Genomic DNA, 26105 nt, shown 5'->3' on the forward strand with positions numbered 1-26105 from the left:
ACACCCGCTGGCGAGCGCGCAAACCTTGTCCGGAGATGATTTTGTTTCCCATAAGTGGGAAAATATCACACGTCAAGTGAGGTGGGATTGTGTCCCACGGCGCGGACGGCTAAAAGTTAGGCATGAATGCCAAGGCCCCGAAGTCGAAGGTGGGATCGTTCGCGCCGATCGCCGCAGCGAAGCTGCATGCGCCGCTGGCGCGGATGTTGCGCCCGCTGGTGCGGCTTTGCATCCGCGGCGGCATGACGTTTCCGGCGCTGACCCAGCTGCTGCGCGAGCTCTATGTCAACGTCGCCGAGCACGACTTCGCGCTCGAGGGCAAGGAGCAGACCGACAGCCGCGTCAGCCTGCTGACCGGCATCCACCGCAAGGAGGTGGCGCGGCTGCGCGGCGCCGGCGCGCCGGTCAATGCGGTGCCGGCGACGCTGTCGCGCACCAGCGCGATCATCGCGCGCTGGCTGGCCGGGCCCGAGTTCACCGATGCCAAGGGCGATCCGCTGCCGCTGCCGCGCACCGCGGACGGAGGCGCGCCGTCGTTCGAAACGCTGGTCGAATCGATCACCAAGGATGTGCGGCCGCGCGCCGTGCTGGACGAATGGCTCGACCGCAAGCTCGTCACCATCAATGACGACGACGAGATCATGCTGGTCGAGGAGGCCTTCGTGCCGCATGGCGACGACGACCGCAAATGGCACTATCTCGGCCGCAACCTGCATGATCACGTGGCGGCCGCCGAGATGAACGTGTCGTCGGCCGCGCCGCGCTTCCTCGAACGCGCGGTGCATTACGACGGCCTGTCGGCGAAGCTGGCGAAACGGCTCGAGGGCCGCTCGCGCGAGCTGGCGATGGAGGCGCTCAAGGTCGCCAACCGCGAGGCCAACCGCGCGCTCGCAAAAGACAAGGGCGGCGACTATCGCTTGAATTTCGGCATGTACATCTACCGCGAGGGACCGGATGGTCCGGTCGATGACGATGCCGACGAAGGCGGTGCAGCGTGAAGCGCCCGCCGGTCATTTCGCGCCGCGCGCTGTTGGCAGCGTTCTGGCTTGCCGGAACGTCGCTCGCGGGCGCGCAGGTCAAGAAGCGCGGCAACAACCAGGGCAACGGCCCTGGCGGCGGTGGCGGTGGTCCGTTCGGGCCCGGCGGCGGATTCGGTGGCGGCGGACCGCCCGGCGGCATGGGCGGCGGCCGCCGCTGAAACCACAAACAAGATCGGCGCAAGCGAGACCGCTTGCGCCGATCTTCAGATCGATCGTCGTGAGATTGAGCTAGCCCGCGCTGAGCCGGACGCCGGCGCGGAGGAATTTCTGCGGATCGACCGCTTCGCCGTCGATGCGGGTTTCATAGTGCAGATGCGGACCGGTGGAGCGGCCGGTCGAGCCGACGGCGCCGATCACCTGGCCGATCTTGACGTATTCACCGACCTTGACGCCGATCTCGGAGAGATGGCCGTAGCGGGTCGAGAGCCCGTTGCCGTGATCGACCTCGACCATGCGGCCATAGCCGCCGGCCCAGCCCGCCGACACCACCTTGCCATTGGCGGTGACACGCACCGGATCGCCTTGCGCGGCGCGGAAGTCGAGGCCGGTATGCATTGCCGGCCGGCCGAGGAAGGGGTCGGAGCGCACGCCGAAGCCGCTGGTGAATTCGACTTCACCGACCACGGGCTTGCGGTAAGGCACCAGCGCCAGCGTCTGGTTCAGTCGCTGCATCTGTGCGCGGTTGATGTTGATGCGATAGAGCTGGCGTTCGAACGCGCCGGCGTCGGCAGAGAGTTTCACAGGGACAAAGGGCCCGCCCATGCCGGAGCGCGGCGTCGCCGCCTCGAGCTGCGCCATGTTGAGGCCGAGATCGGAGATCACGCCGCGCATCCGGCGCACCTTGGAGTCGATGCTGTCCTCGACCGAGGCGAGCGCGGCAACCTGGCGCCGCTCGACCTGGTCAAGCGAGGTCTGCAGACGGACCAGCACGTTGTCGACGCCCTGGGCCTTGGCGAACTGGTTCGGCTGCGCCTTGGCGATCAGTGGCGCGCGCGATTCCAGTCGTGCCTCGCGATCCGGCGGCGCCACGAAGATCACGGTGTCGCTGATCGGGGAGGGTTTCAGGGTGCCCGAGGACGGCGCCGCCTCGGCGCGGCCCTGCGGCTTGATCGATCCGGTGCTGGTGACGTCAGGCATCGCGCCGAGCGCGGTGGCGCGCGATTCCAGCGTCGACTGCCGCTTCATGATCTGGTCGAGCTTCTGGTCGAACTGCTCCTGGTCGAGCAGCTGGCGGCTGGTGGTGCGGTCGACCTTGGCGCGCAGCTCCGAGATGCGGTCCTCATAGGCGTATTGCATCTCGGCCTGGCGCGCGATCAGCCGGGTCAGCACGTCGTCGCGGAACGCGAAATAGGTCGCGGTCGCGGCCGACCACATGCCGAGCAGCACCACGGTGCCGACGATGATCCAGAACACCACCGGCCCGAACCGGACCTGCTTGCCGGCATGGACCAGTGTATAGCCCTCGCCGGAGGCCGCCACCGCCGCGGCGGCAGGTGCGGGGTGATGGGCTGCCGGACGGCGTACCGGCGTCCGGCCATGGTCCTGCGGATGATGGTGTTTGTGGTGACCGGACCGGCTCGACATCGGTACTCCCGCGGCCGGTCGGACCAAGCTCCGTACGGCTAATTTGCGGGGCCGATTTGAGCCCGTCATGGTTAATTTTCAGGAAACGGAACCCGTCCGATCAGAGCGCCCGGGCAGCCTCCAATACCGCTTCGGCGTGGCCGTCGACCTTCACATGACGCCAGATCCGGGCAATTTTTCCACCGGAATCGACCAGAACCGTCGTGCGAATAATTCCCATGAAGGTCCTGCCATACATGGATTTTTCGCCCCAGGCGCCATAGGCCTCCAGCATCTGGTGGGCTGGGTCCGAGACCAACGGCACCGACAGCTGGTGTTTGTTTCGAAATGACTCCTGCGCCTTAACCGTGTCGGCGGAAATGCCGACCACTTCGGTCCCTGCCGCTACGAACTCGCTTTTGAGCCGGGTGAAATCGATCGCCTCCCGGGTGCAGCCGGGCGTGTCGGCGCGGGGGTAGAAGAACAGCACCAGCTTCTTGCCGGCAAAATCCTTCAGCGAAACGCTGTCCCCGCCGTCGCGCGGCAGGTTGAAGCCAGGCGCCGCGGCGCCCTCGGCAAGTGTGACGGCGGACGAACTGGTCACGGTCGCGGCCGGCTCTCGCTTTAACGGTTTCGATGCCGCCTTGTGCGAGGCTTTGCTTCGAACACCCGCTGCGGTCGCCTTGGTCGTTTTCTTAGTTGTTTTCTTGGCCGCTGCCTTCTTCGCAACCGCTGTGCGGGTTTTCGTCGCGGACTTCCCAGTGCTTGCGCTTGCGGCGCGCGCAACCTTTGTTGCGACCCGCTTCCCGGTTGTGTTGGAGGATTTCTTGCGCGTTTTCTTGGACATACGCCTTCCTTTCGTCGCTTTCCGAAGCTCAACCATTGGGGTATTGCGGTCTTATTGGCGGCGGCCGGATTCGCACCGGCCGCTGGGCAAGTTTGATGGCCACGGAGTATGGTGACAAGGAATTCGACGCGTGACCCGTCCGCTTGCTGAATTGGCTTTTGATTGGTTGGTTTGGTCCGCTCTGGGGGCCATCGGCGAGTAACATGATTAGGCGAGGATAGGCGGCGATGCCGGCACAGGAGCGCTCGATACGGATCGACGGGCGCCCCGATGGCGGCGATCAGCTTCGCCGTCAGCACCGAGAGGCAATGGCAAGGAACACGTCGCCGCAGGGTCCAAATCCGCGCGCCGGGGCTGACCTCTCGCAATGGGAGGACGACGCTGCGTGGGACGAGCAGGATGAGGCGGCGGGCAACCGTGCGCGGCAATTGCTGGCGCGTTCCCACACCAACCTGCATCGCTTCACCGATTTCTGCTCCGGCATGCGGCGCTGGTTGAACGGCGAGCGCTGGATCCGTCGCATCGGACTGGTCCTCGTGGTGCTGGTCGCGATGTTCGCGACCTGCTTCGGCGGGCTGTGGTGGCGGCTCGGCGCCGGCCCGATCAATCTCGACATGGCGACGCCGTGGCTCGCCGCGGCGATCGAGGAGAACATCGGCCACGGCAACACGGTCGAGGTCGGCGGAACGCAGATCGAGCGCGCCGGCCGCGTCAGGATCGCGGTGCGCATCCGCGACATCATCGTCCGCGACCGCGACCATGCGGTGGTTGCGAGCGCGCCCAAGGCCGAAGTGCGCCTGTCGGGAACCGCGCTCTTGATGGGCCAGTTGCGGGCGGAGAGCCTCAATCTGGTCGACGCGGAGCTGTCGGTGCGCATCACGCCGGACGGCAATGTCACCGTGTCCGCCGGTGACACCGCAAAACCGCTGGCCACCGGCGTTGCCTCCAAGCGGGAGGCGGGGATGCCGCCGACATTCCCGCGTCCGACACCCGCAGCCCCGCCGCCAGCTGCCGCCGAGCCCTCCGCGGGCGCGTCCGATTCGGCTCAGAGCGGGCTGCTCGCCGGTCTCGATTGGCTCGACAGCCTCAGCATGACCGGCCTCGACGGGCAGAACCTCAACGAGATCGGCCTGAAGAACGGCAATCTCGTCGTCGACGATCAGCAGCGCGGCAACAAATGGAGCTTCGAGAACATCAGCCTCAGCCTGCGGCGCCCGAGCGGCGGCGGCGTCGCGCTCAGCTTCGGCGAGGAGGGCGCAAAGCCCTGGTCGGTGCGCGTGCTGGTCGGACCGCAGCAGAACGGCGTGCGCTCGGTCGACATCAAAGCCGACAAGGTTTCCACCCGGAACATCCTGCTCGCGCTCCGGACCAAGGATCTGACCTACACCGCCGACCTGCCGCTGTCGGGCGAGATGAAGGGCGAACTCGGCCGCGACGGCCTGCCGACATACTTCCGCGGCAAGATCAATGTCGGCGCCGGCAACATCATCGACACCGACACGCCCGACTATCCGATGCCGATCGATGCGGCCGAGATGAGCGTGGAATGGGATTCGGGTCGGCGCGTACTGCTGGCGCCGATCAAGGTCGTCTCGGGCGCCAACCGCATCACGCTGCTCGGCCATCTCGAGCCGCCGAACGACAACGTCACCGACTGGCAGGCCGGCCTGTCGGGCGGCACCATCGTGCTGGCCGGCGCCGACAAGAACGAACCACCGTTGATCTTCAATCGCATCAACATCGGCTTCCGGTTCGACACTGACAAGAAGCGCGTGCTGCTGACCCAGGCCGACATCTCCAATGGCGAGATCGGCGTCGCCGGAACCGGCAGCATCGACTATTCCGGCGAGCCGCGGCTGCAGCTCGGATTCGCCGGCACGCCGATGTCGGCCTCGGCCCTGAAACGGATGTGGCCGGTCATCATCGTGCCCGAGGTTCGCGAATGGGTGCTCGAGCGCATCGACCGCGGCACGCTCCAGCGTATCGATGTAGGCGTCAATTCGCCGGTGCACAACCTGTCGCGCAAGGGACCGCCGATTCCGGATGACGGCCTCTCGGTCAACATTGTCGCCTCGGGTGTCACGGTGCGTCCGGTGGATCAGATGCCCGCGGTGCATGACGCGGATCTGAAGGCCAGGGTGACCGGCCGCAGCGCGACCGTGACCATCAACCAGGGCATTGCCGACACGCCGGCGGGCCGCAAGATCACGCTGTCGGACTTCACCTTCGAGGTGCCGGACATGGCGCCGAAGCCGTCACCGTCGAAGGTCAAGTTCCGGGTCGACTGTCCGGTGCCGGCCGCCGCCGAAATCCTCGCCTCCGACCGGCTCAGCGATCTCTCCGGTCCGCCGATCGATCCCAACGCCAGCAAGGGCAACGTCACCGCGACGATCAATCTCGGCATGCCCGTGAAGGGCGAGCTGACCAAGGCCGATACGCTCTACTCGGTCACCGCCGACATCGCCGGCGTTGCCGTCGACAAGCTGGTGATGAACCAGAAGCTCGAAGCCAACGCGCTGAAAGTGATCGCCAGCAATGCCGGCTTCCAGGTCAAGGGCGACGTCAAGATCAACGGGCAGGCGGCCTCGCTCGACTACCGCAAGCCGACTGAGGGCGACGCCGACGTCAAGCTGCAGGCGACGCTGGACGATGCGAGCCGCGCGCGCCTCGGGCTTGATCTCGGTCCCGCGGTCTCGGGCGCGATCCCGATCAAGCTGAGCGGCAAGATCGGCAGCGGCGACAATCCCACCACCAAGATGGGCGTCGAGGCCGACCTGACCCAGCTCAAGCTCGACAACATCCTGCCGGGCTGGGTCAAGGCGCAGGGCCGGGCCGGCAAGGCGACCTTCAACGTGGTGCCGAAGGGGCAATCGACCAGGTTCGAGGATATCTCGATCGACGGCGCCGGCGTGTCGATCAAGGGGGCGCTCGAGGTCGACCAGAACGGCGATCTCATGAATGCGTACTTCCCGACCTACGCGCCGTCGGAAGGCGACAAGACCTCGCTGCGGGCCGATCGCGGTCCCGACGGCGTGATCAAGGTGACGATGCGCGGCGACGTGTTCGACGGCCGCGGCTTCCTGAAGTCGGCGATCTCCGGCCGCGACAGCGATCCCAAGAGCAAGACCAGGACCACCGATTTCGATGTCGACCTGAAACTCGGCGCGGTCGCAGGATTCAACGGCGAAGCGCTGCGCAGCGTCGACGCCAAGGTCTCGCGCCGCAACGGGTTCTTCAAGGCGTTCACGCTGAGCGGCAAGGTCGGTCGCGACACCCCCGTCACGGTCGATATGCGCGGACGCCAGCAGGGCCGCGAGGTGATCTATCTGCAGACCAGCGACGCCGGTGCGTTCCTGCGCTTCATCGACACCTATTCGAAGGTGGTCGGCGGCCAGCTTACGCTCGCGATGGAGCCGCCGATCCCTGAGCCGAGCCCCAGGGAAGGGCTCATCAATATCACCGGATTCTCGGTGAAGGGCGAAACCCAGCTCGATCGCGCCGTTGCCGGCGGGCCGGTCAGCACCCAGAACGGCATCGGGTTCGACGCGCTACGCGCCGAATTCACGCGCCAGAGCGGCCAGCTTTCGATCCGCAATGGTGTGGTCAAGGGACCGACCATCGGCGCGACCATCGAAGGCAGCATCGACTATATCGGCAACCAGGTGCGGATGAACGGCACCTTCATTCCGATGTACGGGTTGAACAACATGTTCGGCCAGATCCCGTTCTTCGGGATTTTCCTCGGCGCCGGCAGCAATGAAGGCCTGATCGGCGTGACCTACGAAGTGGTGGGAACGCCGAGCGCACCGGTGCTGCGCGTCAATCCGATCTCTGCGCTGGCGCCCGGCCTGACGCGCAAGATCTTCGAGTTCAAGCAGTACGGCCCGAACGATCTGCCGACGACGAACAACTAGAACGCTCGCTCATCGACGCCTGCTTTCAAGGTCGGTCGAGCTCGCGCGCTGACGCGCAGCGGCGGGTTCCTGTCCGCATTCATCCGAGGCTGCGACCAAGTCCGAGCGGCCCGCCGCCCGGATGACGTTCGCGCAGGAACCTTGCCCTGTCTGGGATGTTGGAGAGCAATTCAACAACTCAGGAGGAACTCTCATGAGAGCCCTGTTATTGGCTGGTGTACTGGCGGTCGCCGGTTTCGCTATGGCCACGCCGATCTCCATTGCACCCGCGTCAGCTCAGGTTGCCGTTGATACTCCGCTCGGCGGCGTGAGAGTGGGCCCGGAGCCCCGTTACTACCGAGACTACGATCGACCCGCTTATCGCGCCTACGGGTATGATCGCGGATATCGCGGATGCCGCACCGTCACGATCGAGCGTGACGACGGATCGGTCCGGAGAGTTCGTCGCTGCGGCTAGCAGTACCGGACCAGAGGATCGACTTCCGGGCTTACAAGCCTGCTCGAGTCGGTACTCGCAATCAAGGAATTGGAGCCATCGACTAGGGCCGCTGCTGTTGGCGGCCTGTTTCATTTCGCGAATGCCGCCTGTCGGCCCAAAGGCGTTGGCCCAAGGCCGGCATGCGTTCGTGTCGGATTCCACATCGCCTCCGCAGGGGCAAGCGGACGCGTCCGAACTCACCGTCGCAGCGCCGGCACCACCAGGAACGGGATCAGGCCGAGCACCACATTGACCAGCGCGAAGGCGATCAGCGGATTGTAGCTGTGGGTCCAGTCGTGGATCAGGCCGCCGCCCCATGAGCCTAGCCCTGATCCAAGGCCGCTGCCGATCATGATCGTGCCGTAGATCGTACCGACGCGCTCGCCCCGAAATATCTTCAGCGCGGTCGCGGTGATCAACGGGCCGCGCGAGCCGATCATGCTGCCGAAGCAGATGATGAAGCCGGTCAGCAGCCAGTAGTTCGGATACCACTGCAACAGCCAGAGCAGAATGATGCCGAGGATCGAGACGCCGTAGCTGAACAAGACCGAGGGCCGGCGGCCGATGATGCCGTCGAGGGTGGACACGCCCAGCATGCCGACGAACAGCGCGACGCCGGAGAAGCCCCAGGCGGTTGCCGCCTGTAGCGGCGGGAAGCCGACATCGATCAGATAGGCGACGATCTGCGCGGTCAGCGCATACATCGCGATCGCGGTGAAGAAGAAGGTGGAGAACAGCGCCCAGAAGGCGTGGTGGCGCATCGCGCTGAGCAGTGTCCAGCCTTCGTCGGCCAGACTAGCCTCTGCCTTTCTGACGATATGCGGCGATCCGCCGGCGAGCAGCCGCCACGGCAGAAAGACCAGAGGAACAAGCAGGCAGAGCGCGCCGACGCCGAACGCCTGATAGGCCTCGCGCCAGCCGATCCGGTCGATCAGAACCTGCGACAGCGGCAACAGCAGCAACAGGCCCGCGCCGGTCGCCGAATACATCACGGCCATCGCGGTCGGCAGGCGTGGTCCGAACCAGCGGCCGAGCAGGATCGAATTCGACACATTGCCGATCAGCGCGGTGCCGAAACCGACGCAGAGGCCGACGCTGAGCTGGAATTGCCAGAGCGCTTGCGCGCGCGAGGCGACGAGGAAGGCGCAACCGAGCAGCGAGAGGCCGAGCGCATAGACCAGGCGCGGACCCGAGCGGTCGAACAGGCGTCCGACCAGTGGCGCGGTCAGGCCGCTGGCGAGCCAGGTCAGCGAGTAGACCGACACCACAGAGGCGCGGTCCCAGCCGAAATTTTCCGAGATCGGTTTCAGGAAAACGGTGAAGCTGTCGCTAAGGCCGCGCCCAAGCACCGACAGCACGAAGCAGAGCGCGAGCACGTTCAGCGCGACGCGGGACTGCTTCGCCGGCGTTGCAAGCGTGTCGTTCGGAGGCGTGGTCTGGTCCATCGGAAAGATGGGAGCGCGCTTTCCGCGCTCCCGACAACCGACAAATGCGAATGCGCCTATGCAGGCTTCAGCAGGACGTGGCGCTTCTTGCCGAGCGACAGTTTCACCACGCCTTCCGGCGTGAGATTGGCCGAAGTCAGCAGCATCTTCTCATCGGTCACGGCTGCATCGTTGACGCGCAGGCCGCCGCCCTTGATCTGCCGGCGCGCTTCGCCGTTGGAAGCGACGAGCTCGGCCTTGACGAAGGCGACCAGCACGCCGACGCCGGCTTCAAATTCGCCGCGCGGAATTTCCACCGTCGGCAAGGTTTCGGCCAGCGCACCTTCCTCGAAGGTGCGGCGCGCGGTCTCGGCGGCTTCGTTCGCTGCATCGCGGCCATGAAGCAGGGCGGTCGCTTCGGTCGCCAGCACCTTCTTGGCCTCGTTGATCTCGCCGCCGGCCAGCGCCGCAAGCTTGCTGATCTCGCTCATCGGCAGGATGGTAAACAGCTTGAGGAACTTGACGACGTCGGCGTCCTCGACATTGCGCCAGTACTGCCAGAAATCGTAGGGCGAGAACTGGTCGGCGTTGAGCCACACCGCGCCCTTGGCGGTCTTGCCCATCTTGTCGCCGGAGGCGGTGGTGAGCAGCGGCGTGGTCAGCGCGAACAGCTGCGGCGTGCCCATGCGGCGGCCGAGATCGACGCCGTTGACGATATTGCCCCACTGGTCGGAGCCGCCCATCTGCAGCCGGCAGCCCGCGCGGCGCGACAGCTCGACGAAGTCGTAGGCCTGGCAGACCATGTAGTTGAATTCGATGAAGCTCATCTCCTGCTCGCGCTCGAGCCGGAGCCGCACCGAGTCCATGGTCAGCATGCGGTTGACCGAGAAGTGCCGGCCGATGTCGCGCAGCATCTCGATCCAGTTCAATTTGGTCAGCCACTCGGCATTGTCGAGCATGATGGCGTCGGAAGGCCCGTTGCCATAGCGCAGCACCTTGGCGAACACGCCGCGGATCGAGACCTTGTTGGCTTCGATCTCCGCAACCGTGCGCATCGCGCGCGTCTCGTCCTTGCCGGAGGGGTCGCCGACCATCGTGGTGCCGCCGCCCATCAGCGTGATCGGCTTGTTGCCGCTCTGCTGCAGCCAGTACAGCATCATCATGGTGAGGAAGTTGCCGATGTGCAGCGACGGCGCGGTGCAGTCATAGCCGACATAGGCGGTCGCCTGGCCCTTCGCGGCAAGCGCGTCGAGGCCCTCGAAATCGGAGCACTGGTGGACGAAACCGCGTTCCTGTAAAGTGTTCAGGAAATCCGATTTAAATGCAGTCATTTGTCGGCGAGCCAGATCATTCTTGTTTTACGGTTTTTGCATCTATTTGCGGAACCTTGATGCTTGAGGCTGCCGCAGGCGGACGCGCAGTGGCATTATAGGATGTACTTGTTTGAGACAAGCCGGGGGTTCCCGGCTGGGGCGCTTCCAGCATGATGTTAACGGCACTCGGTCTGATGAGCGGCACCTCGCTCGACGGGGTCGACGTGGCATTGATCGAGACCGACGGCCGCCAGATCAAGGCCTTCGGCCCCTCGGGCTATCGGCCTTATACCGAAGGCGAGCGCAGCCTGCTGCGCCAGGCGCTGACGGAGGCGGTCCATCTGTCGCGGCGCGACGCCCGGCCGGGGATTTTGCGGCAGGCCGAGCAGGCCGTCACCACGGCCCATGCCGAGGCGGTCGCCAGCTTCACGGCACAGCACCGGATCTCGGCCCAGGATATCGACATCGTCGGGTTCCATGGCCAGACCGTGCTGCATCGCCCCGAGCGGAGGTTGACGGTGCAGATCGGCGATGCCCTGGCGCTCGCCAAGGTGATCCACATTCCGGTGATGCACGATTTCCGTGCCGCCGACGTCGAGGCCGGCGGGCAGGGCGCGCCGTTCGTGCCGGTCTACCACCGCGCGCTGGCGCAATCGCTGAACCGCGAGGGGCCGATCGTCGTGGTCAATATCGGCGGCGTCTCCAACATCACCTATATCGACGGCACGGACACGCTGATCGCTTGCGACACCGGGCCGGGCAATGCGCTGCTGGATGACTTCATGTTCCGTCAGATGCATCAGCCGTTCGACACCGCCGGCAAGTTCGCCGCAATGGGCAAGCCCGACGACGCCTGGATCGCACAGGCGCTGAAGCTGCCGTTCTTTGCGCTGCCGCCGCCGAAATCGCTCGACCGCAACGACTTCGCCAGTCTCAAGCTCGGCGCCGTGGCGCCGGCCGATGGCGCCGCGACGTTGACCGCCTTCACGGCCGCGGCCATCGCCCGCGTCGTGCCGCTGCTGCCGAAACAGCCGAAAAGCTGGATCATCTGTGGCGGCGGCGCCTCCAACCTCACGATGCTGCGGATGCTGCGCGAGCGCCTCGCGCCGGCGACCGTCGAGCCGGCCGAGGCGCTCGGCTGGGCGGCGGATGCGATCGAGGCGCAGGCGTTCGGCTTCCTTGCCGCGCGCGGCATGAAGGGCCTGCCTCTGAGCTACCCTGCCACAACGGGGGTGCCGATCCCGATGACCGGGGGCATTATCGCGCGACCGTGATTTAGATGCAAATGCATCTACCTTGACAGTTCCATGCCGCTGCATTTAATTCGATGCAGTTGCATTGAACGCGAGGTTCGTCATGGCCGCCCTGAAACTGATCAGCCACAAGCTCTGCCCCTATGTGCAACGCGCGGTGATCGCACTGCGTGAGAAGGGCGTGCCGTTCGAGCGGATCGACATCGATCTCGCCAACAAGCCGGACTGGTTCCTGAAGATCTCGCCGCTCGGCAAGGTGCCGGTGCTGGTGGTGACGCGCGACGACGGCAAGGAGGTCGCGCTGTTCGAGAGCAATGTGATCTGCGAGTACATCGAGGAGACGCAAGCCGGCGCCAAGCTGCATCCCGAGGACGCGCTCACGCGCGCCGAGCATCGCGCCTGGATGGAGTTCGGCTCGGCCATTCTCGGCGATCTCTGGGGGCTCGAGACTGCCACCGATGCCGCGGCCTTCGAGAGCAAGCGGCAGGCGGTCGTGGCAAAATTCGCGCGCGTCGAGGCTGCGCTCGGCGCCGGTCCGTTCTTCGCTGGCCAGAATTTCAGTCTGGTGGATGCGGTGTTCGCGCCGATCTTCCGCTATTTCGATCTGTTCGACCAGCTGACCGATCTCGCTGTTTTCACGCACACGCCAAAACTTCGCGCCTGGCGCAGCGCGCTGGCACAGCGGCCGAGCGTACGCAGTGCGGTGTCGCCTGACTATCCGGCGCTGCTGCACGCTTTCCTGGTCGGCCACCGCGCGCATATGCTGAAGCTCGCCGCGTAAGCCATGTCGCATTCGGTTGCCTGGATCGCGCTCGTCGTCGCCGGCCTGCTGGACGTCGGCTGGGCGATTTCGATGAAATATGCCGAAGGCTATACGCGGCTCGGCTGGACGCTGGTCTCGCTGATGCTGCTCGCCGCGTTCGTGTTCCTGCTCGGACGCGCGCTGCAGGTGCTCGGCGTCGGCGTCGCCTACACCGTGTGGACCGGCATCGGCGCGGCCGGCACGCTGGCCATGGGTGTGCTGCTGTTCAACGAGGCGCTCAATCCGATGAAGGTCGCAGGGATTGCGCTGGTGCTGGTCGGGATTGCGGCGCTGAAGCTGGCGCCGGAATAGGTCAGTGCCGTAGCCCGGATGAGCGCAGCGATATCCGGGGTCTTGTCGGCCGCGACCCGCATGTCGCTTCGCTCATGCGGGCTACAAGGTCGGCGTCGTCAGCGCACGTTGGCGAGACGCATGTCGAGATAGCCGGTCACCGTCTCCATCAGCGGCTCGAGCTTGCCGTCGAAGAAGTGGTTGGCGCCGGGGATGACCTGCTGGTCGATCACGATGCCCTTTTGCGTCTTCAGCTTCTCGACGAGCGTGTTGACGTCCTTGGGCGGCACCACGGCATCCTTGTCGCCGTGCACGATCAGGCCCGACGACGGGCAGGGCGCGAGGAACGAGAAGTCGTAGAGATTGGCGGGCGGCGCGATCGAGATGAATCCCTCAACCTCCGGCCGGCGCATCAGAAGCTGCATGCCGATCCAAGCGCCGAACGAGAAGCCCGCAACCCAGCAGGCGCGCGCCTCCGGATTGATCGCCTGCGCCCAGTCGAGCGCGCTCGCGGCATCGGACAATTCGCCGGTGCCGTGATCGAACGAGCCCTGGCTGCGGCCGACGCCACGGAAGTTGAAGCGCAGCACCGAGAAGCCGCGATGCGCGAACGCGTAGTAGCACTGATAGACGATCTGGTGGTTCATCGTGCCGTGGAACTGCGGATGCGGATGCAGGATCATCGCAATCGGCGCGTTCTTCTGCTTGGCCGGGTGGTAGCGGCCCTCGAGGCGGCCAGCAGGGCCGGTGAAAATGACTTCAGGCATTGTGTTCCCTTGATTGCCGCGTTCCCTTGATTGACGTCGATCAATCAACCGGTTGGAGCCATCTTCAGCGACGGTTCGCGAACAGAGCAGCTCGTGATGAAATCGGCGCAGGCACCGCCGCGCGGCACGCTGGAGGCCTTCTAGCATGACGCAAGGGGCAAAAATCAAGGAAATTGTGCCGCTTGGCGGTCGCGAATCCGCGTCGCGACGCGCACGTTGCCGACGCGGCGACGGCGATCCGGATCGACACGGCCGGATTGCTTCGGAGGCTACCTGAAGTTTCAGTCTGTCAAAATGCGATCGCGCTTGGGGGACCGCGAACGCCGTGTCTGGCTGCAGCGCGAGGCTCCCGCCGCGCGGGAAAAATCTCCCGTGCCGGTGACGTCTGATCTGGTCTCGGTCGTTAACTGTCGTTATCTCGCAGTGAAGGCCGCAACCATGGTGGTTGCCGCGGATAGCTCCATGGACGATCGCGTCTATCTCGACTGGAATGCCACCACGCCGCTTCGCCAGGAGGCGAAGGCGGCGATGGCTGCGGCGTGGGAATTGATCGGCAACCCGTCCTCGGTGCACAGCGAGGGACGGCGGGCGCGACGGCTGCTTGAGGATGCCCGCAATGCCGTGGCGAAGGCGGTCGGCGGCCGGCCGCGGGACGTGGTGTTTCTCTCCGGTGGGACCGAAGCCAATGCGCTCGCACTGACGCCGGGATTGCGCCGCGCTGCGGGCGCGCCGGTGCAGCGGCTCCTGGTGTCGGCGATCGAGCACGCGTCCGTGCTCGCGGGCGGTCGGTTTGCGACGGAGGCGACCTCCGCAATCCATGTCACGCGGGCCGGTGTGATCGATCTCAACCATCTGCGCGCACTGCTGGCCGATGGTCCGCCGGCTCTGGTCTCGGTGATGCTGGCGAACAACGAGACCGGTGCCATTCAGCCGGTGGCTGATGTCGCCGAAATCGTCCATGCGGCTGGCGGGCTGCTGCATGTCGATGCGATCCAGGCGTTCGGCAAGATCCCGTTCGATCTGGCCTCGACGCAGGCCGACCTGGTGACGCTGTCGGCGCACAAGATCGGCGGACCGAAGGGCGCAGGCGCGCTGGTGCTCGCCGAGGGCGTCGAGGGCCTTGAGGCGTTTCTGCGCGGCGGCGGGCAGGAGCTCGGGCGGCGGGCAGGGACCGAGAATATCGCCGGCATCGCCGGGTTCGGTGCGGCCGCCAAGGCCGCGATGGCGGCGCTGAAGGCCGATGCAGCCCGCGTCAGGGGACTGCGCGACCGGCTCGAGCACGGGCTGCGGCAGACGCCGGACGTGCTGGTGTTCTCCGATGACGTCAAGCGGTTGCCTAATACCGTTCTGTTCACGGCGCCCGGAATGAAGGCCGAGACGGCGGTCATCGGGTTCGACCTTGGGGGAATCGCGGTCTCGTCCGGTTCCGCCTGCTCCTCGGGCAAGGTCCAGCCGTCCCACGTGCTGGAGGCAATGGGATACCGTTCGGAGGTGTCCCAGGGAGCGGTGCGGCTTAGTCTTGGCTGGTCTACCACGGAGACAGACGTGGATTTGACCCTCAAGGCTTGGCGAAAGCTCGCCGATACCTTAGTTAAGGGGGGACGACGAAACACAGCTTGAACTGTTCTAAGCGGATTTCGTCATCAAAGCATCGTAAGAGATTTTCGGAACTTGAGATCCACCGCGGTCCTTGAAACCGCGAGCGGAGGATTGAATGCCTGCTGTACAAGAGACGGTCGAGCGCGTCCGGCGCATCGACGTCGACCAGTATCGATATGGGTTTGAGACGCTGATCGAGTCCGACAAGGCCCCGAAGGGGTTGTCGGAAGACACCGTCCGCTTCATCTCCGCAAAGAAGAACGAACCGGCCTGGATGCTGGAATGGCGCCTGGAGGCGTATCGCCGCTGGCTAACCATGGCCGAGCCGACCTGGGCGCGCGTCGACTATCCGAAGATCGACTACCAGGACATCTACTACTACGCGGCGCCGAAGCCGAAGAAGACGCTGTCCTCGATCGACGAGATCGATCCGGAAATCCTCAAGACCTACGAGAAGCTCGGTATCCCCTTGCGCGAGGTCGCGATCCTCGAGGGCGTCGAGCCGCCGCCCGGTGGCGAGCAGACGCCGAACCGCAAGATCGCGGTCGACGCCGTGTTCGATTCGGTTTCTGTTGCGACCACCTTCCAGAAGGAGCTGAAGGCGGCCGGCGTGATCTTCATGCCGATCTCGGAGGCGATCCGCGAGCATCCCGAGCTGGTGCAGAAATATCTCGGCACCGTGGTGCCGACCTCGGACAATTACTTCGCGACATTGAATTCGGCTGTGTTCTCCGACGGCTCATTCGTCTACGTGCCGCCGGGCGTGCGCTGCCCGATGGAGCTGTCGACCTATTTCCGCATCAACGAGCGCAACACCGGCCAGTTCGAGCGCACGCTGATCATCGCCGACAAGGGCTCCTACGTCTCCTATCTCGAGGGCTGCACCGCGCCGCAGCGCGACGAGAACCAGCTGCACGCCGCCGTGGTCGAGCTCGTCACGCTCGACGATGCCGAGATCAAATATTCGACGGTGCAGAACTGGTACCCGGGCAATTCGGAAGGCAAGGGCGGCATTTACAATTTCGTCACCAAGCGTGGCGACTGCCGTGGTCGCAATTCGAAGATCTCCTGGACCCAGGTCGAGACCGGTTCGGCGATCACCTGGAAATATCCGAGCTGCATCCTGCGCGGCGACAATTCGAGCGGCGAGTTCTACTCGATCGCGATCTCGAACGGCTTCCAGCAGGTCGACAGCGGCACCAAGATGATCCATCTCGGCAAGAACACGTCGAGCCGGATTATCTCCAAGGGCATCGCTGCCGGCAAGTCGCAGAACACCTATCGCGGCCTGGTCAGCGCGCACCGCAAGGCCACCGGCGCGCGCAACTACACCGCCTGCGACTCGCTTCTGATCGGCGACAAATGCGGCGCGCACACCGTGCCCTATGTCGAGGCCAAGAATTCCTCGGCGACGTTCGAGCATGAAGCGACGACGTCGAAGATTTCCGAGGACGTGCTGTTCTACTGCATCCAGCGCGGGCTCTCGCAGGAGGAAGCCGTCGGCCTCGTCGTCAACGGCTTCGTGAAGGACGTGCTGCAGCAACTGCCGATGGAGTTCGCGGTGGAAGCGCAGAAGCTGATCTCGATCAGCCTTGAAGGTTCGGTTGGCTAATCCATCCCGCCAACGGCGCGGCCGACGCGCCTCGGGGTGATGCTCAGGAAAAATCAGATGTCTCTGCTTGAAGTGAAAGATCTGCAGGTTCGTGTCGAGGAGCGTGAGATCCTCCACGGGCTGTCGCTCACAGTGAACCCCGGCGAGGTGCACGCGATCATGGGGCCGAACGGCTCCGGCAAGTCGACGCTCTCCCACGTCATCGCCGGCAAGCCGGGTTATGAAGTCACCGGCGGGCAGATCCTGTTCAGGGGCGAGGACCTGCTGGAGATGGAGCCCAACGAGCGCGCCGCCAAGGGCGTGTTCCTGGCGTTCCAGTATCCGGTCGAGATCCCCGGCGTCACCACCTGGAATTTCCTGCACGCGGCGCTCAACGCCCAGCGCAAGGCGCGCGGCGAGGAGGAGATCTCGTCGCCGGCCTTCCTCAAGAAGGTCCGCGAGGTCGCCAAGTCGCTGAACATTCCGCAGGACATGTTGAAGCGCGGCGTCAATGTCGGCTTCTCCGGCGGCGAAAAGAAGCGCAACGAGATTCTGCAGATGGCGCTGTTCGAGCCGGCCGTCTGCATCCTCGACGAAATGGATTCCGGCCTCGACATCGACGCGCTGCGGATCGCGGCCGACGGCGTCAACGCACTGCGCTCGCCGCAGCGCGCGATGGTCGTGATCACCCACTATCAGCGGCTGCTCAACTACATCGTGCCGGACTTCGTGCACGTGATGTCGAAGGGCCGGGTGGTGAAGAGCGGCGGCAAGGAACTGGCGCTGGAGCTGGAAGAGTCCGGTTACGCGCAGTTCGAAGACGCTGCCTGACAAACGCGGGTTTTGTGATGAACGTTGTTGCAAAGACCGAGACCGGGCGCGCGCTGGGCGATGCATTCGCCGTGGTGCGCAACCGTCTGCCGGGCGAGGGCAAGATCGCCGATCAGCGGCGCCAGGCCTTCGAGGCTTATGAACGATCAGGCCTGCCGCATCGCCGGATCGAGGACTGGAAATACACCGACCTGCGCGCGCTGATGCGCGAGGTGCTGCCGCTCGCGGCGGCACCGGATGATGCCGCGCTGAGCCGCGCCAGGGCCGTCGTACAGGCCCGCGCGATCGAAGGCGTCCGGCGTCTGGTGCTGGTCGACGGCGCGTTCGCGCCTGATCTCTCCGATTGGCGAGATCTGGAGAAAGGGCTCTCGATCAATCCGCTGCGCCTCGCGCTGGAAGCCGGCGACGAGATCGTCGCGACACAGGCTCTCGCGTCTGATGTCGCCAACCCCATGATCGCGCTGAATGGCGCGATGGCGACCGACGGGGTCGTCATCGACGTCGCCAACGGCACGGTGCTGATCCAGCCGCTGCACATCGTGCATGTCGCATCCGGCACTGCGCCGGCCTCGACGTTCACGCGGTCGCTGCTCCGGCTCGGCCGCGATACCGGCGTGACGCTGGTGGAGAGCTATCTCGCCGCCGACGGCGCCAAGGCCTACCAGACCCATGACGGACTGGTTGTTGCGATCGGTGACAATTCACGGCTCGATCACGTGCGCCTGGTCGAAGACAGCGTCGATGCCTTCAACATTTCCTCGGCGACGGTGTCGCTCGGCGCGCATGCCCATTTCAACACCTTCGGCCTGACCTCGGGCGGTCATGTCAGCCGCTATCAGCTGGCGGTGACCTGCGCCGGCGAGGGCTCGACGGTCGAGACCAACGGCGTCAATCTGATCAACGGCAAGCAGCACGCCGACACCACGCTGTTCATGGATCACGCGGTGCCGCACTGCGCGAGCCGCGAGATCTTCCGTGCCGTTGTCGACGACCGCGCCCATTCGGTGTTCCAGGGCCGCATCATCGTCCGCCCCGACGCGCAGAAGACCGACGCCAAGATGATGACCCGTGCGTTGCTTCTGTCCGACGACGCGGAGGCCGACAACAAGCCCGAACTCGAGATCTTCGCCGACGACGTCACCTGCGGTCACGGTGCGACCACCGGCGCGCTCGACGAAAGCCTGCTGTTCTACATGCGCGCCCGCGGACTGCCCGAGAAGGAAGCGCAGGCGCTCCTGATCCAGGCCTTCGTCGGCGAGGCGATCGAGACCATCGCCAGCGACGCGTTGCGCGAGGTCGCAATTGCCACCGCGCAGCGCTGGCTTCAGGCGAGGGCGTGAGCATGCACAAGGCGGTCGCCAACGGCAGTTACGACGTCGCGCTGGTGCGGCAGGATTTCCCGGCGCTCGCCATGCAGATCTACGGCAAGCCGCTGGTCTATCTCGACAACGCGGCCTCGGCGCAGAAGCCGAATGCGGTGCTCGACCGCATGACCGAGGCCTACAAGAGCGAATACGCCAATGTGCATCGCGGCCTGCATTACCTCGCCAATGCCGCGACCGAGGCCTATGAGGGCGCCCGCGGCAAGGTCGCGCAGTTCATCAACGCCCGCCGCAATGAAGAGATCGTCTTCACCCGCAACGTCACCGAGGCGATCAACCTGGTGGCGTCGTCCTGGGGCGGGGTGAACATCAAGGAGGGTGACGAGATCGTCCTCTCGATCATGGAGCACCACTCCAACATCGTGCCCTGGCATTTCCTCAGGGAGCGCCATGGTGCCGTGATCAAGTGGGCACCGGTCGACGACGAGGGCAACTTCCTGATCGAGGAGTTCGAGAAGCTTCTGACCCCGCGTACCAAGATCGTCGCGATCACCCAGATGTCGAACGCGCTCGGCACGCTGGTTCCGGTCAAGGACGTGATCCGGCTGGCGCACGACCGCGGCATCCCGGTGCTGGTCGACGGCGCACAAGGTGCGGTGCACCTGCCGATCGACGTCCAGGACCTCGATTGCGATTTCTACGCCTTCACCGGCCACAAGGTGTACGGACCGACCGGCATCGGCGCGCTCTATGCCAAGCACGAGCATCTGGTGGCGATGCGGCCGTTCAACGGCGGCGGCGAGATGATCCGTGAGGTGGCCAAGGACTGGGTCACCTATGGCGATCCGCCGCACAAGTTCGAGGCCGGGACGCCGCCGATCGTCGAGGCCATCGGGCTGGGGGCTGCGATCGACTACGTCAATTCGATCGGCAAGGAGCGCATCGCCGCGCATGAGCATGAACTGCTTACCTATGCGCAGGAGCGCTTGCGCGAGATCAACTCGCTGCGTGTGATCGGAACCGCCCGCAACAAGGGACCGGTGATCTCGTTCGAGATGAAGGGGGCGCATCCCCATGATGTCGCGACCGTGATCGACCGCCAGGGTATTGCGGTGCGCGCCGGCACGCATTGCGTGATGCCGCTTTTAGAGCGGTTCAACGTGACGGCCACCTGCCGTGCATCCTTCGGGATGTATAATACCAGGGAAGAAGTCGACCATCTGGCGCAGGCGCTGATCAAGGCGCGGGAATTGTTCGCATGACCGATACAGCCGAAGTCAAGACGGCCACCATGGAAACCACCTCGGCACTGCCGGCGGAGGAGACCGAGCGCATGAGCGGCGAGATCGTCGCGGCGCTGAAGACGGTGTTCGACCCGGAAATCCCGGCCGACATCTACGAACTCGGCCTGATCTACAAGGTCGATCTCAAGGATGATCGCTCGGTCGACATCATGATGACGCTGACCACGCCGAACTGCCCGGCCGCCGGCGAGTTGCCGCAGATGGTGGAGAACGCGGTCGCCAGCGTTCCCGGCGTCGGCGTCGTCAACGTCAACCTGGTGTGGGATCCGGCCTGGACGCCGGACCGGATGTCGGACGAGGCGCGCCTCGTCCTCAATATGTGGTGATGCGTCGCAGCGTTTTCGAGCGAAGTGGATGCCGGTTCGCGTGAAGAAAACGCGTCAGAACAAGAGGTAAAGGTTCTGATCAAGAACCTTTACGGATTGGACTTAGGCTCAAGAAGATCGGCAATTGATTTGCCGCTGGGACTGACCACATGAGTGACATGACGCAAGCTTCACCAACCCCGGCCAAGCCGAAGCGGCCGCGCCCGCAGGTCATGAAACTGACCGATGCCGCCGCGGAGCGGATCACCGAGCTGACCAAGCGCGCGGATTCCGAGATCGTCGGGCTGCGCGTCGGCATCAAGAATGGTGGCTGCGCCGGACAGTCCTATACCGTCGAATACGCTCACGAGATCCGTCCGACCGATGAAGTGGTCGAGGACAAGGGCGTGAAGATCCTGGTCGATCCGAAGGCCGTGCTGTTCCTGCTTGGAACCGAGATGGACTATGTGGCCGACAAGATGCAGGCCCAGTTCGTGTTCAACAACCCGAACCAGGTCTCCGCCTGCGGCTGCGGCGAATCGGTGCAGCTCAAGCCGGCCACGGTTTAGAGACGTCCGCATATCGATTGTTGTGTGATCGGCACCTGTGTTGCCCGTCATTGCGAGCGTAGCGAAGCAATCCATGTTTCCGCTTGTTGCGCGATGGATTGCTTCGCTACGCTCGCAATGACATGGATGGAGACGTGCTCCTTACCATGAGGCGACAGAAACGGGGGCGATCGGCACATGGACCGCGAATTCCTCACCGACCTGTTCGCCGATTTCGGCCCGGTCACGCTGCGCCGGATGTTCTCCGGCTACGGCATCTCCGCGGACGGCACTAACTTCGCGCTCGCCTTGCGTGCCGGGCTCTACTTTCGTGCCGACGAGCAGACCATCCCGCAATTTGAGGCGGAGGGCTGCGGGCCATTCCAATATCAGACACGGTCGAAGACCGTCACGGTGAACTCCTACTGGCAGCTGCCGGCACGGCTGTTCGATGATTCGGAAGAACTCGCAGTCTGGGCACGGTCGGCACTCGGCGCCGCCCAGCGCGCCGCGCTGCGCAAGCGGCCGAGGAAACGAGCGGCTGCGCGAAAGTCGAAGGCGCCAGCGAAGAAGGCTGCGGGCAAGAAAGCTACGGCAGAAAAGGCGGTCGCGAAGAGGCCATCGGCCAAGAAGAAGCGATCGGCAAAGAAGCGATCCGCATCCTGAGGCAGCCAATCCATCCACGTCATTGCGAGCGAAGCGAAGCAATCCATGGATCCGCATATGCGGCAGGTGGATTGCTTCGCTTCGCTCGCAATGACGGTGGAGGCAGTTGAGCGACCAGATCACGCCACGCGGGTCTGGATCTCGGTGCTGTATTCCGGATCGGCCTCGCAGATCACACGGTTGCGGCCGGCGCGCTTGGCGGCATAGAGGCAGGCGTCGGCGCGCTCAATCAGCGAGTCGGTGTCGTCAGTCGGCTTCAGCATGGAGACGCCGACCGAGATCGTGACGCGGCCGAGGATCTCGCCGGTCGACTTCTTCTTCAGCTCCTTGGCCATCACGGCGCGGCGGATGTGGTCGGCGACCGTCAGCGCCTGCCGCAGCGCCGTGTTGGGAAGCACCACTGCGAATTCCTCGCCGCCATAGCGGGCGGTGATGTCCTGGCCCTTGATGTTCTGCTTCAGCGACTGTGCCACCAGCCGCAGCACCTGGTCGCCGGTGAGATGGCCGTAGGAGTCGTTGAACGATTTGAAGTGGTCGATGTCGAACATCAGGAGCGACAGCGGCTCGCCGCTGGCGAGTGCGGCTTGCACCGCCATGTCGATCGAGCGGTCGAAATATTTCCGGTTGCCGAGGCCGGTGAGCGGATCGGTCAGGCTCTCGGCACGGATCGCCTCGAGGCTATGCTGCAGGTCGCTGATCTCCGACTTCGACAGCGCGAGCCGGTTCTCCAATGCCTGATTGGTCTCGCGCATCTCGCGCGTCGATTTCGCCAGGCTATCGACGATTGCCTTGATGTGATCGCGGGTGGTCGCGCTCGCAAGCTTATCGCTGGCGCCGACGAGGCTGGCGTCATAGGTCGCGGACACGCCGAGCGCATCGGTGATCAGCTTCATGACGGCGTCGATCTCGCCGATGACGCGCGCGCCGACCTTGTCGATGCGGTCCGAGGTCTTGATGTGCGAAAGGTAGGTTTCGTAGATCTGCTCGAGATCGGATTCAGAGAGCTTGCCACTGCGCGCCAGCGTCTCGTTGATGACCTTGTTGAGCGGCGCGTTGTATCCGGTCGCGTAGACGTACCAGATTTCATAGTTGCGGGGGACTGCGGTCTGGCGAAGCGAGCGGATCTGGCCAAGCGCGACTTCGGCAAAGGCCAACGTACGTTCGTGTTCGTCCAGCAGCTTGACCACTGTCACGTCCTCAATGCACGCAATGCCGATTAAACCCGGCAGCAATGACTAAACTATTGGGGCGAGGGTACGGGACGAGAGTGAAGGCAAGGTAAACAGTGGAACTACGGGGAAGCCGGCTGCGGCGACCATGCGGCGCGCCCGATGTTTGTCCGCCTTGAGCGCCACTTTCGGGCGCTTTTCGTTTGCTCGCTACAGCATGATCCGGAAAAGTGCGCAGCGGTTTTCCGAAAAGATCATGCTCAAACAACGAGCTAAGGCGCGATGACGCTTCGCGCAAATCTCATCGCGCTTTGGTGCGAGGCGCAAACTGGGCGCATTTGCTTCAAACGCTGAGGATCAGCGCGTGCGCCGGTCGTGGGCGGTAACAGAAGTGTCCGGAATACCGCCGCTGGCGCGGCGGCATCAGAGCAGGCCTTATGCGCGTGCGCGCACAGGTCGTAGCAGGAAGGCGGGCAGGTGCGAATGATCGGCGGGCTCATGGTCCACCTCGCGCTGCGGCCGCCGTGGCTCGGCACGCCCGATCGACGGCACGTGCGACGGAGCGGCCTGCGGAGCCGAATTGCGGCCGTGGCGCGGTTCACGCTCCGGCTTCGCTGCGCGCTCCTCGCGGGGCTCCCGCTCGTGACGCGCTTCGCGTTCACCGTGACGCGGCTCGCGTTCACCGTGGCGCGCCTCGCGCTCGCGGCGCGGCTTGCGGCCGCCGCGGGCACCATCGCGCGAACCTTCGCGGCCACGCGAGCGGCGCGGCGCGGCGTCCTCGTCGGAGGCTTCGCTGTGAACGGTGTAGTCGCCCTCAGCGCGCGGGATCGGCTGGCCGATCAGCTTCTCGATCGCGGTCATCGACTTGCTATCGAGCGAGGTGACGATGGAGATCGCAGTACCGGTGCGTCCGGCGCGGCCAGTACGGCCAATGCGGTGGACATAGTCGTCGGGGTGGTGCGGTACGTCGAAATTGAAGACGTGGCTCACCGCGGGAATGTCGAGACCACGGGCGGCGACGTCGGAGGCGACGAGCAGCGGAATCTCGCCCTTCCGGAATTGATCGAGGGCCGCGGTGCGGGCGGATTGATCCATATCGCCGTGCAGGGCACCGACGCTGAAGCCGTGCTTCTGGAGTGACTTGTGAAGGACGGCGACTTCGCGCTTGCGATTGCAGAAGATAATCGCGTTGTTGAGATCCTTGGCATCGCGCAGCAGGCGGCGGAGGATCTCGCGCTTGTCATGCGCTTCGCGACCGGCCGGGACCTGCAATTGCGTCACGGTGACGGCGGTGGTCGCGGGCCTGGAGACTTCGATCCGCGCAGGATTGTGCAGGAAGGCCTCGGTGATGCGGCTGATCTCCGGAGGCATCGTCGCGGTGAAGAACAGGGTCTGCCGCGTGAACGGGACGAGCTTGCAGATGCGCTCGATGTCGGGGATGAAACCCATGTCGAGCATGCGATCGGCTTCGTCGATCACCAGCAGCTCGACGCCGGTGAGCAGCAATCCGCCGCGTTCGGTGTGGTCGAGCAGGCGGCCGGGCGTAGCGATCAGGACGTCGACGCCGCGCATCAGCTTGGAGTCCTGGTCGCCGAACGAGACGCCGCCGATCAGGAGCGCCACGTTCAATTTCTGACCGGCGCCGTATTTGTCGAACTGCTCCTTCACCTGCGCGGCAAGCTCGCGGGTCGGCTCGAGGATCAGGGTGCGCGGCATCCGTGCCCGGGCGCGGCCCTTCTCGAGCAGGGTAAGCATCGGGAGAACGAAGGCAGCGGTCTTGCCGGTGCCGGTCTGGGCAATGCCGAGGACGTCGCGCCGGGCGAGAACGTGCGGGATTGCCTGTTCCTGGATCGGAGTGGGATTGGTGTAACCGGTGGCCGCAACTGCGGCGAGGACCTTATCGGACAGGCCTAGATTGGAAAAAGACATTGAGCCTCTGGTCGAAACCGCCGTTCGGCATCGCAGGTAAAAGGCTGTCGCGTTCGGCCCCGAAACGGCTCGCTTTTCTATAAAGCTCGGGGGCTCTGACTAACGCCGACGGACGGCAAACCTGACGAATCGCGTTTCGATCCGAGGGCCGCGTTGCCCGCAACATAGGGGCGAAAGCGGTAAAGTCAATCTTGGAACCAGCCGGATGGCCGAAAAAGCTTAACGTTTTGACTGAAATACGCGTCTTTTCGTCATTTGGCGGTCAAATGAATCACGACCCCCGCCCCGGACGGCGAGGTCACAGCGGGGGCCTCCGCGCTGTTTTTCATCCTGAATCCGCCGGGCGTCAGGCCTTCGGAATCGCCGAATATCCGGTAGAAGGTGGCGAGGCTGCCGAACCCGCAGGTGAGGGCGATGTCGGCGATCGGCCGCGGCGGCTTCTCGCAAAGCAACCTTCGGCTCTCGCTCAGGCGTTGGGCGGTGACGGTCTGCGAAAAGCTTGCCCCGGTCGCCTCGAACAGGACGTGCAGGTAGCGGACCGAGACGCCGAGCATGCCGGCGACCATCCCTGGCGACAGGCTTGGCTTGGCAAGATGGCGCGTGATCAGGTGGCGCGCGAGGCTGAGCCGGCCGACGCGCAGCGCCTGCTGCGCCCGGCGGCTGCCCGGCCTGATCACACCGCGCTCGATCAGCGCAAGGTCCGCCACGATCTTGACCAGCGCAGGAATGCAAGCGGTATCACCGGCCTCCGTGGCTTCCTTGAAGTCGGCGAGGCAAGCTTCGAGCAGCGGCGTCCAGCCGTGATTGCCGGTCGCCGCTGAGCCCTGACGGGCTGGCTCAGATGCCGGGATTTGATCCGCTCGCAGGTCCGCGGCATCGAGATAAATGCGCGTCGCGCCTGTAGCTGGCGTTTCCTGGCTATGATCCCCGTGCTTACCACCGCGCATCGTGACTGATCCCTCGCTCTGCATGAGCGCGCGCGTCGCCGGCAAGGAAATTTGCGGTGCCGAACCCGGGCGAAGCGCCGCAGTGGTTCTGGCGAAATGGCCGGAAAATATCTTCTCAATGCGCGCAGGCTGATCACTTCGGTTCAGCGAACGTCGGATCGCGCGGCGATGTGAAGTTCAAGGAGGTGAAGGGGGCGCGGCC

At 64.8% G+C, this 26105-nt stretch carries 22 protein-coding genes; 14 read left to right on the forward strand and 8 right to left on the reverse strand.

What is annotated here, in order from left to right; all coding sequences use genetic code 11:
• Positions 1 to 122 precede the first annotated feature (122 nt).
• Together ACZBJS_RS32440 and ACZBJS_RS32445 are read left to right on the forward strand one after the other, a co-directional pair.
• The gene (locus ACZBJS_RS32440) at positions 123 to 998 is read left to right on the forward strand and encodes a DUF6502 family protein (RefSeq protein WP_463439742.1); all 876 of its coding nucleotides are present in this window, start codon (positions 123 to 125) and stop codon (positions 996 to 998) included.
• Positions 995 to 1198 (forward strand): hypothetical protein, encoded by a 204-nt coding sequence (locus tag ACZBJS_RS32445; RefSeq protein WP_463439743.1) that lies wholly within the window; start codon positions 995 to 997, stop codon positions 1196 to 1198. Before ACZBJS_RS32440 ends, ACZBJS_RS32445 begins: the two co-directional genes overlap by 4 nt.
• 70 nt (positions 1199 to 1268) lie before the next feature.
• Here ACZBJS_RS32445 and ACZBJS_RS32450 read toward each other — a convergent pair whose 3' ends face one another.
• Both ACZBJS_RS32450 and ACZBJS_RS32455 read right to left on the reverse strand, forming a co-directional pair.
• Positions 1269 to 2624 (reverse strand): M23 family metallopeptidase, encoded by a 1356-nt coding sequence (locus ACZBJS_RS32450; protein WP_463439744.1) that lies wholly within the window; start codon positions 2622 to 2624, stop codon positions 1269 to 1271.
• 100 nt (positions 2625 to 2724) lie between these two features.
• On the reverse strand, positions 2725 to 3450 hold the full coding sequence (locus ACZBJS_RS32455; RefSeq protein ID WP_463439745.1) for a peroxiredoxin: 726 nt from the start codon (positions 3448 to 3450) through the stop codon (positions 2725 to 2727).
• Positions 3451 to 3677: 227 nt separating this feature from the next.
• On the opposite strand from ACZBJS_RS32455, the gene ACZBJS_RS32460 reads away from it, so the two are divergent.
• The gene (locus ACZBJS_RS32460) at positions 3678 to 7364 is read left to right on the forward strand and encodes a YhdP family protein (RefSeq protein WP_463439746.1); all 3687 of its coding nucleotides are present in this window, start codon (positions 3678 to 3680) and stop codon (positions 7362 to 7364) included.
• Positions 7365 to 8039: 675 nt separating this feature from the next.
• On the opposite strand, the gene ACZBJS_RS32465 is transcribed toward ACZBJS_RS32460, so the two are convergent.
• Positions 8040 to 9287 (reverse strand): MFS transporter, encoded by a 1248-nt coding sequence (locus ACZBJS_RS32465; RefSeq protein ID WP_310879384.1) that lies wholly within the window; start codon positions 9285 to 9287, stop codon positions 8040 to 8042.
• A gap of 56 nt (positions 9288 to 9343) precedes the next feature.
• Positions 9344 to 10597, reverse strand: a complete 1254-nt coding sequence (gene tyrS, locus ACZBJS_RS32470; protein ID WP_057020016.1) for a tyrosine--tRNA ligase — start codon at positions 10595 to 10597, stop codon at positions 9344 to 9346.
• A gap of 152 nt (positions 10598 to 10749) precedes the next feature.
• Here tyrS and ACZBJS_RS32475 point away from each other — a divergent pair, with 152 nt between their 5' ends.
• The 3 genes from ACZBJS_RS32475 to ACZBJS_RS32485 all read left to right on the forward strand — a co-directional run bounded on the left by ACZBJS_RS32475 (position 10750) and on the right by ACZBJS_RS32485 (position 12946).
• Positions 10750 to 11853, forward strand: a complete 1104-nt coding sequence (locus ACZBJS_RS32475; RefSeq protein WP_057020017.1) for an anhydro-N-acetylmuramic acid kinase — start codon at positions 10750 to 10752, stop codon at positions 11851 to 11853.
• 82 nt (positions 11854 to 11935) lie between these two features.
• Entirely contained in the window at positions 11936 to 12613 is a 678-nt protein-coding gene (locus ACZBJS_RS32480) for a glutathione S-transferase family protein (protein WP_316397203.1), read from the forward strand.
• Positions 12614 to 12616: 3 nt separating this feature from the next.
• Positions 12617 to 12946, forward strand: coding sequence for a DMT family transporter (locus ACZBJS_RS32485; protein ID WP_316397204.1), 330 nt, complete (start codon positions 12617 to 12619; stop codon positions 12944 to 12946).
• A gap of 98 nt (positions 12947 to 13044) precedes the next feature.
• Here the strand turns inward: ACZBJS_RS32485 and ACZBJS_RS32490 are convergent, their stop codons facing one another.
• The gene (locus ACZBJS_RS32490; RefSeq protein WP_016843213.1) at positions 13045 to 13692 is read right to left on the reverse strand and encodes an alpha/beta hydrolase; all 648 of its coding nucleotides are present in this window, start codon (positions 13690 to 13692) and stop codon (positions 13045 to 13047) included.
• Between the two features lie 462 nt (positions 13693 to 14154).
• On the opposite strand from ACZBJS_RS32490, the gene ACZBJS_RS32495 reads away from it, so the two are divergent.
• The 8 genes from ACZBJS_RS32495 to ACZBJS_RS32530 all read left to right on the forward strand — a co-directional run bounded on the left by ACZBJS_RS32495 (position 14155) and on the right by ACZBJS_RS32530 (position 21858).
• Positions 14155 to 15312 (forward strand): cysteine desulfurase family protein, encoded by a 1158-nt coding sequence (locus tag ACZBJS_RS32495; RefSeq protein WP_253590347.1) that lies wholly within the window; start codon positions 14155 to 14157, stop codon positions 15310 to 15312.
• 94 nt (positions 15313 to 15406) lie between these two features.
• Complete coding sequence (gene sufB, locus ACZBJS_RS32500) at positions 15407 to 16903, forward strand: Fe-S cluster assembly protein SufB (RefSeq protein WP_316397205.1); 1497 nt, start codon at positions 15407 to 15409, stop codon at positions 16901 to 16903.
• Between the two features lie 57 nt (positions 16904 to 16960).
• Positions 16961 to 17713, forward strand: coding sequence for a Fe-S cluster assembly ATPase SufC (gene sufC / locus ACZBJS_RS32505; RefSeq protein ID WP_057018615.1), 753 nt, complete (start codon positions 16961 to 16963; stop codon positions 17711 to 17713).
• Between the two features lie 17 nt (positions 17714 to 17730).
• Positions 17731 to 19053, forward strand: coding sequence for a Fe-S cluster assembly protein SufD (sufD, locus tag ACZBJS_RS32510; protein ID WP_463439747.1), 1323 nt, complete (start codon positions 17731 to 17733; stop codon positions 19051 to 19053).
• Positions 19050 to 20297 carry a cysteine desulfurase gene (locus ACZBJS_RS32515; RefSeq protein WP_092083469.1) on the forward strand — a complete coding sequence of 416 codons (1248 nt, stop codon included), beginning with the start codon at positions 19050 to 19052 and terminating at the stop codon, positions 20295 to 20297. Before sufD ends, ACZBJS_RS32515 begins: the two co-directional genes overlap by 4 nt.
• Entirely contained in the window at positions 20294 to 20665 is a 372-nt protein-coding gene (locus ACZBJS_RS32520) for an SUF system Fe-S cluster assembly protein (protein ID WP_016845787.1), read from the forward strand. The genes ACZBJS_RS32515 and ACZBJS_RS32520 overlap by 4 nt, the downstream gene beginning before the upstream one ends.
• A gap of 158 nt (positions 20666 to 20823) precedes the next feature.
• Positions 20824 to 21213: a HesB/IscA family protein gene (locus ACZBJS_RS32525; protein WP_050384272.1), complete on the forward strand. Its 390-nt coding sequence runs from the start codon at positions 20824 to 20826 to the stop codon at positions 21211 to 21213.
• Positions 21214 to 21390: 177 nt separating this feature from the next.
• Complete coding sequence (locus ACZBJS_RS32530) at positions 21391 to 21858, forward strand: TfoX/Sxy family protein (protein ID WP_316397207.1); 468 nt, start codon at positions 21391 to 21393, stop codon at positions 21856 to 21858.
• A 119-nt stretch (positions 21859 to 21977) separates the two neighbouring features.
• Here ACZBJS_RS32530 and ACZBJS_RS32535 read toward each other — a convergent pair whose 3' ends face one another.
• From ACZBJS_RS32535 to ACZBJS_RS32545, 3 genes are all read right to left on the reverse strand, one after another.
• Positions 21978 to 23045: a GGDEF domain-containing protein gene (locus ACZBJS_RS32535; protein ID WP_038386764.1), complete on the reverse strand. Its 1068-nt coding sequence runs from the start codon at positions 23043 to 23045 to the stop codon at positions 21978 to 21980.
• Between the two features lie 417 nt (positions 23046 to 23462).
• The gene (locus ACZBJS_RS32540; protein ID WP_057018600.1) at positions 23463 to 24956 is read right to left on the reverse strand and encodes a DEAD/DEAH box helicase; all 1494 of its coding nucleotides are present in this window, start codon (positions 24954 to 24956) and stop codon (positions 23463 to 23465) included.
• Positions 24957 to 25207: 251 nt separating this feature from the next.
• Complete coding sequence (locus ACZBJS_RS32545; protein WP_463439748.1) at positions 25208 to 25903, reverse strand: helix-turn-helix transcriptional regulator; 696 nt, start codon at positions 25901 to 25903, stop codon at positions 25208 to 25210.
• Positions 25904 to 26105: the final 202 nt, after the last annotated feature.

This window comes from Bradyrhizobium sp. KZN70725, from assembly GCF_055264925.1.

Excerpts from the sequence above, each read along its gene's own strand:
- sufD (WP_463439747.1), top strand. The coding sequence starts at position 17,731 with ATGAACGTTGTTGCAAAGACCGAGACCGGGCGCGCGCTGGGCGATGCA.
- ACZBJS_RS32460 (WP_463439746.1), top strand. The coding sequence starts at position 3,678 with ATGCCGGCACAGGAGCGCTCGATACGGATCGACGGGCGCCCCGATGGC.
- ACZBJS_RS32540 (WP_057018600.1), bottom strand. The coding sequence starts at position 24,956 with ATGTCTTTTTCCAATCTAGGCCTGTCCGATAAGGTCCTCGCCGCAGTT.
- ACZBJS_RS32480 (WP_316397203.1), top strand. The coding sequence starts at position 11,936 with ATGGCCGCCCTGAAACTGATCAGCCACAAGCTCTGCCCCTATGTGCAA.
- sufC (WP_057018615.1), top strand. The coding sequence starts at position 16,961 with ATGTCTCTGCTTGAAGTGAAAGATCTGCAGGTTCGTGTCGAGGAGCGT.
- ACZBJS_RS32455 (WP_463439745.1), bottom strand. The coding sequence starts at position 3,450 with ATGTCCAAGAAAACGCGCAAGAAATCCTCCAACACAACCGGGAAGCGG.
- ACZBJS_RS32465 (WP_310879384.1), bottom strand. The coding sequence starts at position 9,287 with ATGGACCAGACCACGCCTCCGAACGACACGCTTGCAACGCCGGCGAAG.
- ACZBJS_RS32545 (WP_463439748.1), bottom strand. The coding sequence starts at position 25,903 with ATGCGCGGTGGTAAGCACGGGGATCATAGCCAGGAAACGCCAGCTACA.
- ACZBJS_RS32440 (WP_463439742.1), top strand. The coding sequence starts at position 123 with ATGAATGCCAAGGCCCCGAAGTCGAAGGTGGGATCGTTCGCGCCGATC.
- ACZBJS_RS32475 (WP_057020017.1), top strand. The coding sequence starts at position 10,750 with ATGATGTTAACGGCACTCGGTCTGATGAGCGGCACCTCGCTCGACGGG.
- ACZBJS_RS32525 (WP_050384272.1), top strand. The coding sequence starts at position 20,824 with ATGACGCAAGCTTCACCAACCCCGGCCAAGCCGAAGCGGCCGCGCCCG.
- ACZBJS_RS32495 (WP_253590347.1), top strand. The coding sequence starts at position 14,155 with ATGGACGATCGCGTCTATCTCGACTGGAATGCCACCACGCCGCTTCGC.
- tyrS (WP_057020016.1), bottom strand. The coding sequence starts at position 10,597 with ATGACTGCATTTAAATCGGATTTCCTGAACACTTTACAGGAACGCGGT.
- sufB (WP_316397205.1), top strand. The coding sequence starts at position 15,407 with ATGCCTGCTGTACAAGAGACGGTCGAGCGCGTCCGGCGCATCGACGTC.
- ACZBJS_RS32485 (WP_316397204.1), top strand. The coding sequence starts at position 12,617 with ATGTCGCATTCGGTTGCCTGGATCGCGCTCGTCGTCGCCGGCCTGCTG.
- ACZBJS_RS32520 (WP_016845787.1), top strand. The coding sequence starts at position 20,294 with ATGACCGATACAGCCGAAGTCAAGACGGCCACCATGGAAACCACCTCG.
- ACZBJS_RS32530 (WP_316397207.1), top strand. The coding sequence starts at position 21,391 with ATGGACCGCGAATTCCTCACCGACCTGTTCGCCGATTTCGGCCCGGTC.
- ACZBJS_RS32450 (WP_463439744.1), bottom strand. The coding sequence starts at position 2,624 with ATGTCGAGCCGGTCCGGTCACCACAAACACCATCATCCGCAGGACCAT.
- ACZBJS_RS32490 (WP_016843213.1), bottom strand. The coding sequence starts at position 13,692 with ATGCCTGAAGTCATTTTCACCGGCCCTGCTGGCCGCCTCGAGGGCCGC.